The organism is uncultured Traorella sp. (assembly GCF_944327115.1).
GTDB lineage: Bacteria > Bacillota_I > Bacilli_A > Erysipelotrichales > Erysipelotrichaceae > Traorella.
This window is the reverse complement of sequence record NZ_CALVGS010000019.1, coordinates 1-15,939: the sequence shown is the minus strand read 5'-3', so window position 1 is coordinate 15,939 and position 15,939 is coordinate 1. Positions and strand designations below refer to the sequence as shown.

At 35.6% G+C, this 15,939-nt stretch carries 15 protein-coding genes; all 15 read left to right on the top strand.

The window, feature by feature from the left end; genetic code table 11:
• Positions 1–322: Hsp20/alpha crystallin family protein (locus tag Q0K35_RS01705; RefSeq protein WP_294560948.1), on the top strand; the 322-nt coding region annotated here is incomplete at its 5' end.
• A gap of 171 nt (positions 323–493) precedes the next feature.
• Positions 494–1,504 (top strand): ABC transporter substrate-binding protein, encoded by a 1,011-nt coding sequence (locus Q0K35_RS01700; protein ID WP_294560947.1) that lies wholly within the window; start codon positions 494–496, stop codon positions 1,502–1,504.
• 14 nt (positions 1,505–1,518) lie between these two features.
• A complete protein-coding gene (locus tag Q0K35_RS01695; RefSeq protein ID WP_294560946.1) occupies positions 1,519–2,589 on the top strand; it encodes an ABC transporter ATP-binding protein in 1,071 nt (356 codons plus the stop codon).
• Positions 2,586–4,259: an iron ABC transporter permease gene (locus Q0K35_RS01690; protein ID WP_294560945.1), complete on the top strand. Its 1,674-nt coding sequence runs from the start codon at positions 2,586–2,588 to the stop codon at positions 4,257–4,259. The genes Q0K35_RS01695 and Q0K35_RS01690 overlap by 4 nt, the downstream gene beginning before the upstream one ends.
• Before the next feature lie 146 nt (positions 4,260–4,405).
• Complete coding sequence (locus Q0K35_RS01685) at positions 4,406–5,167, top strand: response regulator (RefSeq protein WP_294560944.1); 762 nt, start codon at positions 4,406–4,408, stop codon at positions 5,165–5,167.
• A gap of 31 nt (positions 5,168–5,198) precedes the next feature.
• Positions 5,199–5,975 carry a Ku protein gene (locus Q0K35_RS01680; protein WP_294560943.1) on the top strand — a complete coding sequence of 259 codons (777 nt, stop codon included), beginning with the start codon at positions 5,199–5,201 and terminating at the stop codon, positions 5,973–5,975.
• Entirely contained in the window at positions 5,975–6,868 is an 894-nt protein-coding gene (locus tag Q0K35_RS01675) for an RNA ligase family protein (protein WP_294560942.1), read from the top strand. Before Q0K35_RS01680 ends, Q0K35_RS01675 begins: the two co-directional genes overlap by 1 nt.
• Positions 6,869–6,923: 55 nt before the next feature.
• Positions 6,924–8,057, top strand: coding sequence for a CAP domain-containing protein (locus Q0K35_RS01670; RefSeq protein WP_294560941.1), 1,134 nt, complete (start codon positions 6,924–6,926; stop codon positions 8,055–8,057).
• A 465-nt stretch (positions 8,058–8,522) separates the two neighbouring features.
• On the top strand, positions 8,523–9,698 hold the full coding sequence (gene mtnK, locus Q0K35_RS01665) for an S-methyl-5-thioribose kinase (protein ID WP_294560940.1): 1,176 nt from the start codon (positions 8,523–8,525) through the stop codon (positions 9,696–9,698).
• Positions 9,698–10,756, top strand: coding sequence for an S-methyl-5-thioribose-1-phosphate isomerase (locus Q0K35_RS01660; RefSeq protein WP_294560939.1), 1,059 nt, complete (start codon positions 9,698–9,700; stop codon positions 10,754–10,756). The genes mtnK and Q0K35_RS01660 overlap by 1 nt, the downstream gene beginning before the upstream one ends.
• On the top strand, positions 10,749–11,825 hold the full coding sequence (locus Q0K35_RS01655) for an ethanolamine utilization protein EutH (protein WP_294560938.1): 1,077 nt from the start codon (positions 10,749–10,751) through the stop codon (positions 11,823–11,825). The genes Q0K35_RS01660 and Q0K35_RS01655 overlap by 8 nt, the downstream gene beginning before the upstream one ends.
• Positions 11,826–11,894: 69 nt before the next feature.
• Positions 11,895–13,874, top strand: a complete 1,980-nt coding sequence (locus Q0K35_RS01650) for a BglG family transcription antiterminator (protein WP_294560937.1) — start codon at positions 11,895–11,897, stop codon at positions 13,872–13,874.
• A gap of 4 nt (positions 13,875–13,878) precedes the next feature.
• A complete protein-coding gene (locus Q0K35_RS01645) occupies positions 13,879–14,394 on the top strand; it encodes a PTS sugar transporter subunit IIA (RefSeq protein WP_294560936.1) in 516 nt (171 codons plus the stop codon).
• Positions 14,395–14,463: 69 nt separating this feature from the next.
• Positions 14,464–14,742, top strand: coding sequence for a PTS sugar transporter subunit IIB (locus tag Q0K35_RS01640; RefSeq protein ID WP_294560935.1), 279 nt, complete (start codon positions 14,464–14,466; stop codon positions 14,740–14,742).
• A gap of 11 nt (positions 14,743–14,753) precedes the next feature.
• Positions 14,754–15,939 (top strand): PTS transporter subunit IIC (locus tag Q0K35_RS01635; RefSeq protein ID WP_294560934.1); only part of this gene is annotated, 1,186 nt, incomplete at its 3' end.

Genomic DNA, 15,939 nt, shown 5'->3' with positions numbered 1-15,939 from the left:
GGATATAAAGGATGCAGGAGATTCCTATGAATTGGATATGGATTTACCTGGATTCAAGAAGGAAGATGTCAAGATTGAATTAGAGAACGGATACTTGACGATCAGTGCGAATAAGGACCATGAAGTAGATGACAAGGATAACAAAGACAACTATATCCGACAGGAAAGATATTACGGATCTTGTTCAAGAAGCTTCTATGTAGGCGAAGATGTAACACATGAAGATATCAAGGCAAGATTTGAAAGCGGTGTTTTGCATTTGAATATTCCGAAGAAAGATCAGCCGAAGGTAGAAGAAAAGAAATACATTTCAATTGAGTAAGTCGTTGGACTTACTCTTTTTTTGTAATAAATTAAAAACTATTTTAAAGATCGTACAGGATTGATCGAATTGTGTCGGATATTTCCAATCAGTCGTGTTTTGTCGGATATGAATACGGTTTCATATCGTTTAAACTTAAAGCATAAACATATATGAAAGGAAATAAACGATATGAAAAAATTATTAACACTATGTTTATCTGTAAGTATGCTTGCAGGATTGAGCGCATGTTCGATACCGCAGGAAAACACGAGTCAGGAATTGGTCATTTATTCACCAAATTCAGATGGTCTTATTGAAGCTACGATTCCGTTATTTGAAGAGGAAACAGGGATTACTGTCCGCCTTCAGCAGGCAGGGACAGGGGAGCTGATCAAAAAACTTCAAAGTGAAAAGAATGATCCGATTGCCGATGTCATGTTTGGCGGAGCGCATTCACAATTTATTCAAAATGCAGATTTATTTGAAAAGTATGTATCGGACAATGATAAGAATGTCATTGAAAGCTATCAGAATACTTCAGGTTTTACGACCAGCTATGTCTTAGATGGCAGTGTATTGATCGTAAATAAGGATTTGATCGGTGATATTAAGATCGAAGGTTATGCGGATCTGTTGAATCCGGCCTTAAAAGGCAAGATTGCGACAGCTGATCCTTCCAGCTCTTCCAGTGCTTTTGCACAGTTAACGAATATCTTATTGGCACAGGGTGGCTATACGGATGAAGAAGCCTGGAAGTATGTAGAAGAATTGTTTGTCAATATTGACGGTAAGATCGAGGGAAGCTCCAGTTCTGTCTATAAGAAGGTTGCCGATGGTGAGATGACGGTAGGTTTGACGTATGAAGATCCTGTGTTGACATTGATCAATGATGGCGCCAATGTAGAGATCATTTATCCAGAGGAAGGATCGGTATTCTTACCGGCCACCAGTGCAATTGTCAAAGATGCGAAGAATATGGAAAATGCCAAGAAATTCATTGATTTTCTGATCAGTCAGCAGATGCAGGATATCTATGGTACAGAAACGACGAATCGCCCGGTTTTAGAAAATGCGAAAACGAGTGATACGATGAAACCGATGAGCGAGATACCAACGCTTGTTGAGGATATGGATTATATTAATGAAAATAAAACACAGATCGTTGACAAGTTCAAAGATATCTTTGCCAGCATCAACTAACAGCGAGGTTTTAGATGAGTAAGATTAAAATTGAAAAAGCATTAAAAAAATATGGGGATCACACCGTGATCTCCTCCCTTGATCTTGATATCAGGGATGGTGAATTGTTCACCTTGTTAGGACCTAGCGGCTGCGGCAAGACAACCCTTTTACGAATGATTGCCGGATTTAATTCAATTGAAGGCGGCGATTTCTATTTCAATGATCAACGGATCAATGACATGGAACCAAGTATGCGTAATATTGGTATGGTCTTTCAGAATTATGCGATCTTCCCCCATATGAGCGTTCGTCAGAATGTGGAATTTGGCTTGAAGCAGCGTAAGATGGATCGGAAAGAAATTACAGAAAGAGCGGATCGGTTTTTAAAGCTGATGCAGATCGAAGAGTATGCAGACCGTATGCCGGAGAATTTATCAGGTGGTCAGCAGCAGCGTATTGCCTTGGCAAGAGCCTTGGTGATCGAGCCGGATGTTCTGCTGATGGATGAACCTTTAAGTAACCTGGATGCGAAATTGCGTTTGGAAATGCGTGAAGTCATCCGTACGATTCAAAAAAATGTCGGGATAACGACCGTCTATGTAACCCATGATCAGGAGGAAGCCATGGCAATCAGTGATACGATTGCGGTCATGAACCATGGTGTGCTCCAACAGATCGCATCGCCAAAGGAAATCTATCATCGTCCTTCCAATGTTTTTGTCGCAACTTTTATCGGTCGTGTGAATATTATGGATGGCCGGTATGATCATGAAAGCAGGATTTTGCGATTAGAAGGCGGATATGAGATGGCTTATGAGGCTGGTTTTGATTCACAAAAGGTATTGGTTGCGATACGTCCTGAGGAATTTGAGATGAGTCAAAAGGTGGGAGGCCTTCATGGTGTTGTGGAAGATGCTGTCTTTTTAGGATTGAATACACACTATCATTTGCGTTTAGATAATGGTGAACGTGTTGAAGTGATCAAGGTCAGTTCGATGGAAGAAAGCTATATGCTTGGTGAAGATGTGTATCTGAAGATCTTGAGTGAAAAGATCAATCTGTTTAATGAGGACGGCAGTGTTAATCTGCTGATGAGCATATGAAGGCCTTTGCTAAGCGCAGGCTTGACAGCTGGGCGCTGATTACGATCATTTTATTGCTTTTATATCTGGTGTTCATGGTTTATCCTGTTGGAAATCTTTTGATCCAGTCTGTGATCGATAAGGCAACACAAACCTTTTCATTGGACAGCTTCATTAAGTTTTTCTCAAAACCGTATTATCTTTCGACCTTATTCAATAGCTTTAAGGTATCGATCAGCGCAACCCTGCTGGCCTTGCTGGTAGGAACGCCGCTGGCATATTTCTTTACAGCTTATCGGATCAAAGGAGCCAAGGTCTTACGTATCCTGATCATTATCGCATCTATGTCAGCGCCTTTTATCGGAGCTTATTCATGGATCCTGCTTTTAGGAAGAAATGGTGTATTGACACAGCTGATCTATTCGATCAGTGGGATCATGCCACCGGATATCTATGGGTTTACCGGTATCTTACTGGTATTTACCTTACAGTTGTTTCCATTAATCTTCCTGTATGCATCAGGTGCTTTGAAAAATGTGGATCACTCGCTCATGGAAGCCAGTGAAAATATGGGCTGTATTGGAATCAAACGATTTGTGAAAGTGGTATTGCCGTTGATCACACCTTCTCTTTTAGCGGGAGCCTTATTGGTCTTTATGAGAGCTTTGGCTGATTTTGGGACACCGATGCTGATCGGTGAAGGATATCGAACGTTCCCGGTTCTCATATTTAATGAATTTTTAAGCGAAGTAGGTGGGGATGACAGCTTTGCGGCAGCGATCGCCGTCGTTGCGATTCTGATTACAACAGCCGTCTTCCTCGTTCAGAAGATCATTGCCAGAAAGAAATCATTTACGATGAATGCACTGCATCCGATGACACCAAAAGAGCTTAAAGGAATCAAAAAAGTATTCGTTTATTTATTCAGCTATGGTGTTGTAGGACTGGCTGTCATGCCGCAGTGTTATGTGATCTATACCTCATTTATCAATACAAAGGGAATGGTTTTCCAAAGCGGTTATTCGTTGGATAGTTATATCTCTGCTTTTGAAACATTGGGCAATTCCATTCAGAATACGATCTTGATACCGGGGATTTCTCTTGTCATCATCATTCTGATGGCCGTGCTGATTGCCTATCTCAGCGTTCGTCGCAGAAATGCGGCTACCTCGCTGTTAGATATCTTAAGCATGATTCCATATATCGTACCGGGTACGGTTGCCGGCATCGCACTTCTAAGTGCTTTTAACAGCGGTATCTTTGGTTCCGGTGTATTGGCGATCAGTGCAACGATGTCCATCATGGTCGTCGCTTTGGTCATCCGGCGTCTGCCTTATACGATTCGCAGCAGTGTGGCGATTCTCTCGCAGATTCCGATCAGTATCGAAGAAGCTGCTTTGAGTCTTGGAGCCAGCAAGATGAAGACCTTTTTCAAGATCACGATTCCGATGATGGCAAGCGGGATCATCTCAGGGGCGATCTTAAGCTGGGTAACGATGATTTCTGAGCTCTCGACAGCGATTCTGCTTTCGACCTATAAAACGCAGACGTTAAGTGTTGCGACTTATACCGAGGTCATCCGTGGCAACTATGGGGTTGCGGCGGCCTTATCGACCATATTAACAGTATTGACGGTCATCTCTCTTTTGATATTCATGAAATTATCGAAGGGTGAAGATTTGTCAATCTGATCATAAAAACTGCTGAGAAGCAGTTTTTGGTGCGTTATATGTCAAAAAAAGAAGAATCAGTGATATACTGAATATAAGCTGCCTCGTATTTGTTTGGTGAAATAAAGAAATAATGAGAGTTGTGAATCAGGATGCGAGGAAATGATATGGTTAAAATATTGATTGTAGATGATAATGAATCTTTTAGAAAAAATCTGATAAGTCTGATTGACGGATGCGGAGATTTTATCGTCATCGAAGCCGAGAATGTACAAGAAGGTGTTGATAAGATCCGGCAAACAAAGCCGGATATTGTCATGAGTGAGATCATGATGTCCTCCCATAACGGTTTAGAGATATTTGAAAAAACACAAAATCATAGTTATGGTGCAATCGTGATGACAAATGAACAAAGCTTTAAAGATGTCGTAAAAGCGATGCGTATCGGAATCAGTGATTATCTTATAAAACCGATCGATCAAAAGCAGTTATATGATGCGCTGCAGCGAGCCTTTCTTCACCATCAGCAACTTCTTAGTTATGAAGAAACCTTACGAAAAAAAGAAAAGCTGGAGAAACATTTTCAAACACCTCTTTTCCAGACAAAGGATTTGCTGGTAGAAAAGATGCTGGCCTATATTCATGAAAATTATATGCATAAGATCATTTTGAATGATCTGACACAGGAATTACATTATAGTCAGACATTGTTGAATAAAAGATTTAAAAAAGTGACTTCAATGACGTTTTGTGATTATTTAAATCGTTATCGGATCACCAAAGCCATTGAAATGATGAAAGAGGGTCAGAGGTACATTTATGATATTGCGGCCGGATGTGGTTTTCATGAATATAAATATTTTTCAGTCGTCTTTAAAAAATATACGCATTATTCCTTAAAAGAATTCATGCGTCAGATTGAAATTTAAAAAAACCCGCATACTAAGGTTGAGGTGAGCCATGGCAGCAGCACATAAGGGAGCTATCAGCTTTGGTCTGGTGCATATCCCTATTGAACTTTATAAAACGACCCAGCCAAATGAAATATCATTTAATCAGCTATGCAAAGATACGCATGAGCGTGTCCGTTATAAGAAATATTGTCCGAGCTGCAGCAAGGAAATCAAAAACGATGATATCGTCAAAGGCTATCAGTATGAAAAGGATCGTTATGTCATCATGAGTCAGGATGAAATTGACTCTTTAAAAGCGGAAAAGGATCGTACGATTCACATTTTACATTTCACATCTCTTTCAGATGTGAGCGATTTATATTTTGAAAAGAATTATTATGCGATACCTGAAAAAAGTGCCCAGAAGGCTTATGAACTTTTATATAAGGCGCTTCATTCTTTAAAAGTGATTGCGATCGGACAATGTGTCATCGGTACCAAGGAAACCCTGGTTGCCATCATGCCTTTTGAAGAGGGGTTGATGGTCAAGACACTTTTTTATGAAGATGAGATTGCGCAAATGCCTAAAGATATCACCCATCCGAAAATATCTGCGGCAGAACTGAAGATGGCGAAACAGCTGATCGAAGCGATGAAGGAGCCTTTTGATCCGGCGCTTTATCATGATTCATTTCAGGAAAAACTTCGAAATGTCATTGAAGCTAAAATTCATGGACAAAAAATCGTATCAGCAAAGCCGCTTGAAAAAGAGAGTGCTATTGATCTGATGGAAGCTTTGACACAGTCATTGGCAACGAAAAAAGCTGAAAAGAGGGCTCACTGATGAAGCATGATCTTTCAGTAATGCTTATTGGTCAGGAAAAAGAAGCTTTTGATGATGAAGACTGGATCTTTGAGTTGAAAATGGATGGTATCCGCGTCCTGGCTTATATTGAAGATCATCAGGTCGATTTGCGTAATAAACGAAATCTGAAGCTGATCCAACGCTTTCCGGAGATGAAGGATCTGGGAAAATATGTTCGCAAGGATTGTATTCTTGATGGTGAGCTTTATTGTTATGATCAGGGACAGATTGATTTTTCTAAGATTCAAAGAAGAGCACTTTTGCGTGATCCTTTTAAGATACGGATGCAAAGTCATCAGACACCGGCGGTATTTACGGCTTTTGATATTCTTTATTATGGTTCAGATTATGTGATGGATCGGCCTTTGATGGAAAGAAAAAAGATATTGGAAAAATGTATCCGGCAGGAAACTGCTCATTTCAGCCGTTCCCGTTATATCTTTGAGGAAGGCTGTTTTCTTTATGAAAAGACGAAGGAAAAGGAATTGGAAGGCATCGTCGCCAAAAAGAAAGACAGTCTTTATAAACCGGGAGAGCGCACGAAGCAGTGGATCAAGATCAAATATTTAAAGGATGATGATTTTGCGGTGGTGGGCTATAAGGTGAAGGAATCCGGGAGCATTTCATTGATTTTAGCGCAGTATGATCAAGGAAAGCGAATCTATATCGGGCAGGTGATGACTTCTTTGTCAAGACTGCCGAAGCATCAAGTAAAAAAGACAGCTGTTTTTGATATTTCTGATGCCATATGGCTGAAAGATGAATTATGTGCCAAGGTAAAATTTATGGAGAAAACGGCATCGGGGTCCTTGCGTCAGCCGGTACTGATAGATTTTGTTCATGATAAAAGGGCAGAGGATTGTCAAATGTGATGAAAACGTTACCTTTTTTGTTTGTGATTATGATAAAATGGTATAGAGGTGGATCATGAAAAAAAGATTTAGTATAGTTGTGACCTTGTTATTACTGACAGGCTGTTTTCATTCAGAAAAGCTCATTGTGAAAAATGAGCAGGTTGTTTATGAATATGGTGAAGATATTCTGATCGATCCTGAAGATTATTTAGATGAAGTCGATGAGGAAATCGTTGATCAGATCGAAATTGTGACGGAAGATGAAAATGTTTCAATTGAAGATCAAAAACTTGTTTTATTTGATGAAGAAGGAAATAAAAAAGAATATGTAGATGTAGGCGAGTATAATTTAAAATTAGTCTATGAGAATGAAGAAAAAGAGGTCAAGGTCGTTGTTGAAGATACGACGCCTCCTGAATTTGTTGATTTTCTTGATGAAATTAAAATTGAACAGAATGCTTTGAATGTAGATCTGAATAAGTTTTTCAAGTGTGAGGATCTCAGCGGCTGTACTTTTACATTACAGGATGAAGTGAATCTTTCCGAATTGGGCGAGTATGAATTAGAGGTACTTGCGAAAGATGACTATGACAATGAAAGAAGTGCTGTTTCAAAAGTCATCGTTGTTTCTTTGGATGAGGCATTGGCAGGGAATGTAACTCCTGATTTAGAGGGCACTGTTTATCAAAGTGAAGCTTTAGCTGCGAAAAAACAAGAGTTGGCAGAAGCGAGCAAGAATAATAATTCATCAGGCAATACCACTCAAAAGCCAAATACATCTCAAAGCGGCAATTCATCACAAAATCAAAACAATTCAAACACATCTTCCGGCTATGTTGACAGTTATGCAAATGAAGTTTTGACGTTAGTGAATGAGCAGCGCAGTCAGGCCGGCTTAGGAGCACTGAGCTGGGATAGCAACCTTGCAAGTGCGGCTAATGTTCGTGCAAAAGAAATCGTTTCGTCTTTTTCACATACCCGTCCTGATGGCAGTGCCTGTTTTACAGCGGTCGTCAATGATGGCAGTTATATGACGTTAGGTGAAAATATTGCTTATGGTTATACGGGTGCCTCATCTGTAATGAATGGCTGGATGAATTCTGAGGGACATCGTGCAAATATCTTAAATGGTTCTTTTACGAAGCTGGGCGTTTCCTGTTACTATGAAAATGGTACGTATTACTGGGTACAGATATTTGGGGGATAATGATTTAAGCAGATAAATCATCTGTATGTGTCTAAAATATAAACCAAAACATATAAAATGAGATGATTCCTTTGATGCAGATAACTAAAATATAGTTGTTTATGAAAAAGCCATTAGATAAGCTTTCATTGACAAAATGAAATATTACCTAAATAATATGAATCATTTTAAAATATGGCAAATCTGGATTTCTTCTTAAAGATAGAAATCATAGATTTGCTTTTTTTCACTTCTTTTGATTCAATGCTCATTCTCTAAATTCAAATAACATATAACTTTTTTAGAGGACGATATTCTATTTTTAAACGGTATTTATGCATAAAATTATGAAAATACATTATTTTAAATAAATTGCAATTAATCAGTATCTTTGATGTTGTAATTTGTTCCTAAAGTATAAGGAAATCATTAATTTGAAAGGGAAAATGAACTATGATATGTTTTTTATAAAGAGGAGGAACAGATATGACAGAAAAAGATATCTTAAATTATTTAATACATCATACTGCTATTTTTAATTCTAATGAAAAGTTAAGTATAAAGGAAATTAGTGATGGTAATATTAATTATGTATTTCGTATCAAAAGTCAAAATAAATCAGTAATAGTTAAATATGCTTCTGATAAGATACGGACATCCGGAAACCCATTAAGTACAGAGCGTAATCGTATTGAAACAAATGCACTTATTGATGAAAACAACTATGCGAAAGGGTCTGTTCCAATGATTTATCATCATGATGAAAATAGAAGTATTTTAATTATGGAAGATCTTTATGATTATGATAATTTACGTTACGCTTTGATGAATCAGCGTCAATTTTCTACACTTGGAAAAGATATGACTTCTTTTCTAACAAAAACATTATTATTGTCATCTGACTTTATTATGGATCCTAAAGAAAAGAAACAAAAAGTTAAAAATTATATTAATCCAATGCTTTGTGCTATAACTGAAAGACTTGTATTTACTGAACCTTATGATAAAGAAATAAATACCAATATCTTAACAAAAGAAAATGAAGAATTTTTAATTCATGAATTATATGAAGATGAACATTTAAAATTAGAAGTTGCGAAACTAAAATATAATTTTGAAACTAAAGCACAATCTTTACTACATGGTGATTTGCATACGGGTTCAATTTTTGTAAAGGAAGGCTCTACAAAAATATTAGATCCTGAATTTGCCTTTTATGGACCTGCAGGCTACGATATAGGTAATATTGTCGCAAATCTGATATTTGCATGGACACGTTGTGCAGTAGGCACTGGCAATAAAGATTTTATGAATTATATTAAAGCTACCATTACACAAATTATAGATGGATTCAAAAATGATGGTATGACTTTATTAAAAGAAAAGGTAACGGATCGCATGTATTTAAATGATGAATTTCTAAATAATGCCATTCAGGATATTCTTTGTGATTCAGCTGGAATGTGTGGAACAGAGTTGATACGACGTATCATTGGAGATGCAAAAGTAAAAGATATAACAACAATTGATGATATAAAGCAGAAATGTAAGGCAGAATGCTTTTGTGTGCTTGTTGGAAAATCATTAATTAAGCAAAGAAAATATATATGGAATGCAAATAATTATTTTGAGATAATGGATGATATATGGGAGAAATTATAATGGAAATGCAGAAAAATAAAAGAAGAGCAGATGAAGGTATGGGCTTTTTGCTTAGATTTGAAAATGTTGCCTGGTATGAAGAGGGCAAAGTATCTATTTTGGATAGAAGAATATATCCAATAGAAGTTAGATTTGTAGAATGTAGTCGCCATGAAGAAGTTGCACAAGCGATTCATGATATGGTAACTCAAAGTGCGGGTCCATATTCAGCGGCAGCTATGGGTATGGCATTAGCAGCTTATGAAGTTAGAAATGAAAAAGAAGAAAAAGTACGTGCATTTATGGAAAAAGCTGCATTTACATTATCGCATGCACGTCCTACTACTGTTGAAAAAATGAAAGAAATTACCGAAACTTCTTTAAAAATAGTACAAAAATCACTTGATGAAGGAGTGAAGGGATTAGAACTTGTTGATAGATTACAGCATTATGCTGTTGAGAGAATGAACAATAATTATCGTAAATATGAAAAAATAGGTGCATATCTTGCAGATATAATTCCCGATAATGGTACGATCATGACCCAATGTTTTGCGGAAACTGTTTTAGGAACATTATTAAACGAATGTAGAAGAAGGAAAAAACAAATACGAGTGATTTGTCCCGAAACTCGACCTTATTTTCAAGGAGCTCGCCTGACAGCAAGTGTTGTCAATGATATGGGGTTTGATGTAACTGTTATTTGTGATAATATGGTTGGCTACACGATGATGAAAAAGAAAGTAGATTTATTTACATCGGCAGCTGATGTGATTACGATGGATGGATATGTCATAAATAAGGTAGGTACTTTTCAGATAGCTATGTTAGCACATTATTTTCATATTCCTTATTATGTAACGGGAACACCTAATTTATCTCATAAAACCGTTGACAGTGTGGTAATTGAAGAGAGAGATCCGGAACTGGTTTTGCATGCCATGAATATTAAGGTTACACAGGAAGGTGTCAAAGGTTATTATCCGGCTTTTGATATTACGCATCCAGAACTGGTAAATGGGGTTGTCACTGATAAAGGAATTTTAAGACCAGATAAACTTGCTACATATTATGAATAATATATTTTTAATATTGATCGGATGTTTTGCTGTAATTGGGGCAATTGATTATATATTAGGCAATCAGTGGGGTATGGGTGATCAATTTGCTGAAGGATTTTTATGCATGGGACCTACTGCTTTAAGCATTGTCGGAATCATTTGCATTATTCCTTTATTAAAAGATATTCTTACACCGATTGTTCAACCAATTTCTTCTATATTGGGTTTTGATCCGGCAATGTTTGGATCTTTGCTGGCAAATAATATGGGAGGATATACACTTGCAACCGAATTAGCAATTGAAACACAATTGGGTAAATTTTCTGGCCTGATTGTATCTTCTATGCTAGGTGCAACATTGGTATATTCAATTCCTGTAGGCTTAGGAATCATAAAAACTGAAAGCCATCCTGCTTTTGCGAAAGGAATCATGATAGGAATGATTACGATTCCAATCGGTTCAATTGTTGGTGGATGGTGTATGGGATTAAATATTTTTACATGTCTAATAAATATATTTCCGATTTTAATTTTATCAATTGGTATATCCATTGGTTTTAAATTGAATGAACGATTTATTTTGAAATGTTTTACATATTTTTCTAAAGGATTAAATATGATTGGCATTTTAAGTTTAGGTCTTGCAGCTTTTCAATCAATTTCAGGAATAAATATCTTTCATTCGATAGATGATATTTATGTAGGACTTCAAGTTGTCGCTGAAATGAGTGTAATGCAATTAGGCACACTACCTTTGATAGCTATATTGATAAAGATATTTAAAAACCCACTCACAACATTAGGCGAGAAGATGGGTATCAGTGCTACAGCAACAGCTGGACTCATAACCTCCTGTATCAATGCTATTTCTGTTTTTACGATGATGAATAAAATGAGTGAAAAGGATATTATGATTGTCAGCTCTTTTTTGGTAAGCATGATATGTATTTTTACAGCGCATTTTTCATTTACTGCGGCAATTTCTATGGATCTGGTGATTCCCATGATTCTGGCAAAATTTGTATCTGGTTTATCAGCAGTAATAATTGCTATGATTGTTTGTAGGAAATCATTTCGAATGAATTAGGAAAAAGGAACCCATTTCTTATGAATTAGGAAAAAGTTCGTTTGAGAAATTACGTATTGGGCGGATATAATGAAAGCAGGTAAAGTTATGAAAAGATATAAACTACAGAATAGATTACAGAACATATTAATGTCTTTATTAGATGCCAACGATTGGTGTACGTCAGCATATTTGTCACGAATATTAAATGTTACTGATCGAACGATTCGTAATGATATGAATGAATTATCTGCAATCCTTCATTCATTGGACATCTCGATTACATCTGAAAGAAGTAAAGGGTATCTTTTAGATAATAAAAACAAGTATAAAGTACGTCAATGTATTGAGGATGGGCAAATTATACTTGATGAAGTTAATGAAGAATTACATATTAGCATCTTGATGTATTTGCTAGAATTAAATCAGGCAATTGATCTTGATGAACTGAGCGATAAATTTTATATTAGCAAATCGACTTTAGAAGAAAAAATTAAAAAAATAAAAAGTTTGCTCTATACATTTAATGGTAATGTTCATCTTCTGAGAAAGAAAAATTTAATACAAGTGAATGGTGATGAAAAAAGTATTCGTCAATTGCTTAATTTTTTGATTATTGATAATGATCATTCACAAATGTCTTTAAATTTAAAATATTATTCAAATTATTTTGATTACGAAGAAATGATTGCTATTCAGAAAATTGCGATAGAAGAAACACAGAGAAATGATGTTCAGATATCTGATATAGGACTTATAGCTATCGTTGTACATATTATGATCAATATCAATCGAATACGTGCAGGACTTGCTTTGCATTCTTCGTTTATTTATGAATCAAAAAAAGAAAAAGAAGCAGTAGAAAGTTTGATTGCTGTTGGAATATGCAGAAGAATTGAGGAGTTATATGGTATTGAATTTAATGAGTATGAGGTAGAAGCAATTGCTTATTATGTTTCATTTAGAAGATTCTTTTCTACCGATATTCGCAATGATTTAGATATAGGTACCAATCAAATGCTTTCAGATGCTGTTAAGGAAATTCTAAAAACGATTAAAGAAACTTTTTTGATTGATCTGACGCAGGATACAGAATTGATTAATGGATTAGTAAATCATTTTAGAACATTTTTGCAAAGATTCAGCGTGAAAATCAGTTATCAAAACCCAATTCTTGAAGAATTTAAAGATAAATATCCGTTTATTTTTGAATTAGCGGTATTCGCAAGAAAACAACTTGAAGAAAGATTAGAGATTGAGCTAAATGAAGATGAAGTCGGTTATGTCGCAATTCATTTTGGTGCCGCTGTTGAAAAATTGAAATTTACAAGTGAAAAGAAGAAAATAAATTTAGCGCTGATCAGTCATCTGAATTATCCGGAATCACAGTTACTTATTTCTAAGCTTCGTTCATCGTTAAGTAATTTAGTCAATGTTTATGGTCCTTTTTCTGTTTTTCATATCGAAGATGCCTGGGATTGTGATCCTAGGATGATATTGACAACAACGAATCTCTATTTGGAAGAAAATGATTCGCATTACGTGAAAATCAATGCAATTTTAACAAGAAAGGATTTATATGAGATAGAGCGTATGATTTTAAAAATCATAGATGATGATAAACGTAAATTGAGTTTTTCAGATTTTTTCAAAGAAGAATTCTTTTATTCAGGGTTAGAGCTTGGAACAAAGGAAGAAGTCATTCATGAACTATCAAAAAAGCTTTATCGGGCAGGTATCGTAAATGATAAATTTGAAACATCTGTATTGATGAGGGAAAATTTTTCTACAACTGTTTTAATGAATCTTATTGCTTTACCTCATCCAATGGAAATATGTGCTAATGAAACTGTTGTTTCTATCGCACTATTGAAAAGACCTATAATATGGTCGAAAAGAAAGGTTCAGATTATATTTATGATGGCCGTTGCGGCAGAAGATCAGCATTTTTTAGCTTCTTTTTATGAATTGGTAGCTGATTTATCTGATGATATTAATTTTGTAAATAAAATGCTTAAGGCAAAAACATTTGATGAATTTATTAAATTGATTAATGATTATGAAAGGTAAACGTATGGGAAATGATGAATTATTTAATGTAAAAAAATTATTTAAAAAAGATTTGGTTTTATTGGATGTAGAATGTAAAGATGTTTTTGATCTTCTAAATTATCTGAGTAATTTTGCTTTAGAAAAGGGTCTTGTTTATCCTGATTTTAAAGAAGCTGTTATTGAAAGAGAAAAGTCTTTTCCCACAGGTTTAAAGATGCCTCAAATAAATATTGCGATTCCTCATACGGATTCTAAATATGTTAAAGTTCCGCAAGTAATTGTGGCTAAGCTAAAGAAGAAAATCATTTTTAAGGAGATGGGTCTAGAGGATAATGATTTACCAGTAGATATTGTATTTATGCTTCTCATCAACAATGATGGACATCAAGTTTTTTTACTTCAAAACATTATAAATTTATGTATGAATGAAGAGATATCAAAAAAGCTTTTAAGTTCAAATTCACAAGAAGAGATATTTCATTTGATTCAGTATTATTATGAAACGTATGCTGAGTATTGTGAAGATGTATCTAACTAAATAACTACTGAAGTAGTTGTTTATACAGGTCAAAGTCCGGACAATATTGACCAAAGAAAGGAGGAAATTATGAAGAAATTGATTGTAGCTTGTAATGCAGGTGTCGCGACTTCAAATACAATAGCTTACAAGGTAAAAAGTTTGTTGAAAAAAAGAGGGTATGAAGCGGAGGTTGAAGCAGTAGATATTACTTCTGTTGAAAGAGCTTTAAAAAATGCAGATATGTATATTTGTATTATTAAGCCCGATAAAGATTATGGGGTACCAATGTGTAATGGAATGGCTTTTTTGACTGGAGTTGGAATTGAAAAAGAATTGCAGAAAATTATTGATGTTTTAAATAAATAGGAGGATGAATTGTGGAAATTATTACGAGTATTTTTAGTTATGTTCTTAACGATTTGGGTTCAACTGTATTTATCCCGATTTTAATGATTATTTTAGGTAAAATATTTAAGATGAAATGGGGTGAAGCTATTTCATCAGGATTATTGCTGGGAGTAGCTTTTGCAGCTGTAAGTTTAGTTTCTGGATATATGGGGGATATTATTCGACCTTTAGCACAAGATATGACAACGACTGTTGGTAAAGAGTTTACGATCGTTGATGGCGGATGGTCAGTATTGGCTTCAGTTACTTGGACTTGGAAATATGCTTTCATTATGTTCCCGATTCAAATTGCTATAAATTTTATAATGCTTTTATTAAAAAAGACAGATACGTTAAATGTTGATCTTTGGAATGTTTGGGGAAAAGCTTTTATTGCCTATTTAACTATTCAGGTAACAGGTAGATTCTGGTGTGGTATTGTGATTGCCATCTTACAAATGGTGATGGAACTTATTCTTGGTGATGCTATGCGTGGCCGTGTCCAGGAAACAACGGGTGTTGAAGGAATTACTATTCCGCACAGACATATGCTGCTTTGCTCTTTGATTTATCCTGTTGATAAAGTATTAAGAAAAATTCCTTTATTCAATAAAGAACTTACAATTGATAATCTTCATGCAAAATTAGGATTTTTATTTGATAAACATGTCTTTGGTTTCGTTATTGGTTTCTTATTTGGTTTGCTTGCTAAACAAGATCTGGCTGGTTGCTTTACAACGGGAATTAAATGTGGATGTGCGTTGTTATTATTACCAAAGGTAGCAGGTTTGTTTATGGAAGCACTAAATCCTTTAGCCGAAGCGGCTTCTGCATTTATGTCCTCAAAAGCAGGCGGCAGACAGATTTATATTGGTTTGGATAATCCGATGTTACTTGGAAATAGTGAAATCTGGACAACGGTTATCTTATGTATTCCAGTTACAATCTTACTGGCGGTTATACTTCCATTTAATAAAATTCTTCCATTTGCAGCATTGGATAATCTAACATTAGCGGTGTGCTGTTTCATGGTTTGTCGTGGTAATTTATTAAGAATGATTATTCTATATATTTTAGGTACTCCTATCTATTTATATGCAGCTACCATGGTAGGTCCGATTATTTCTCAGCTTGGATGGGAAAATGGTATTTTTGAAGCAGGCCAAATGTATGCAA

What these genes read in the sequence shown, in the direction of transcription:
- Q0K35_RS01700 (WP_294560947.1), top strand. Translation starts at nt 494, where the DNA reads ATGAAAAAATTATTAACACTATGTTTATCTGTAAGTATGCTTGCAGGA.
- Q0K35_RS01695 (WP_294560946.1), top strand. Translation starts at nt 1,519, where the DNA reads ATGAGTAAGATTAAAATTGAAAAAGCATTAAAAAAATATGGGGATCAC.
- Q0K35_RS01690 (WP_294560945.1), top strand. Translation starts at nt 2,586, where the DNA reads ATGAAGGCCTTTGCTAAGCGCAGGCTTGACAGCTGGGCGCTGATTACG.
- Q0K35_RS01685 (WP_294560944.1), top strand. Translation starts at nt 4,406, where the DNA reads ATGGTTAAAATATTGATTGTAGATGATAATGAATCTTTTAGAAAAAAT.
- Q0K35_RS01680 (WP_294560943.1), top strand. Translation starts at nt 5,199, where the DNA reads ATGGCAGCAGCACATAAGGGAGCTATCAGCTTTGGTCTGGTGCATATC.
- Q0K35_RS01675 (WP_294560942.1), top strand. Translation starts at nt 5,975, where the DNA reads ATGAAGCATGATCTTTCAGTAATGCTTATTGGTCAGGAAAAAGAAGCT.
- Q0K35_RS01670 (WP_294560941.1), top strand. Translation starts at nt 6,924, where the DNA reads ATGAAAAAAAGATTTAGTATAGTTGTGACCTTGTTATTACTGACAGGC.
- mtnK (WP_294560940.1), top strand. Translation starts at nt 8,523, where the DNA reads ATGACAGAAAAAGATATCTTAAATTATTTAATACATCATACTGCTATT.
- Q0K35_RS01660 (WP_294560939.1), top strand. Translation starts at nt 9,698, where the DNA reads ATGGAAATGCAGAAAAATAAAAGAAGAGCAGATGAAGGTATGGGCTTT.
- Q0K35_RS01655 (WP_294560938.1), top strand. Translation starts at nt 10,749, where the DNA reads ATGAATAATATATTTTTAATATTGATCGGATGTTTTGCTGTAATTGGG.
- Q0K35_RS01650 (WP_294560937.1), top strand. Translation starts at nt 11,895, where the DNA reads ATGAAAGCAGGTAAAGTTATGAAAAGATATAAACTACAGAATAGATTA.
- Q0K35_RS01645 (WP_294560936.1), top strand. Translation starts at nt 13,879, where the DNA reads ATGGGAAATGATGAATTATTTAATGTAAAAAAATTATTTAAAAAAGAT.
- Q0K35_RS01640 (WP_294560935.1), top strand. Translation starts at nt 14,464, where the DNA reads ATGAAGAAATTGATTGTAGCTTGTAATGCAGGTGTCGCGACTTCAAAT.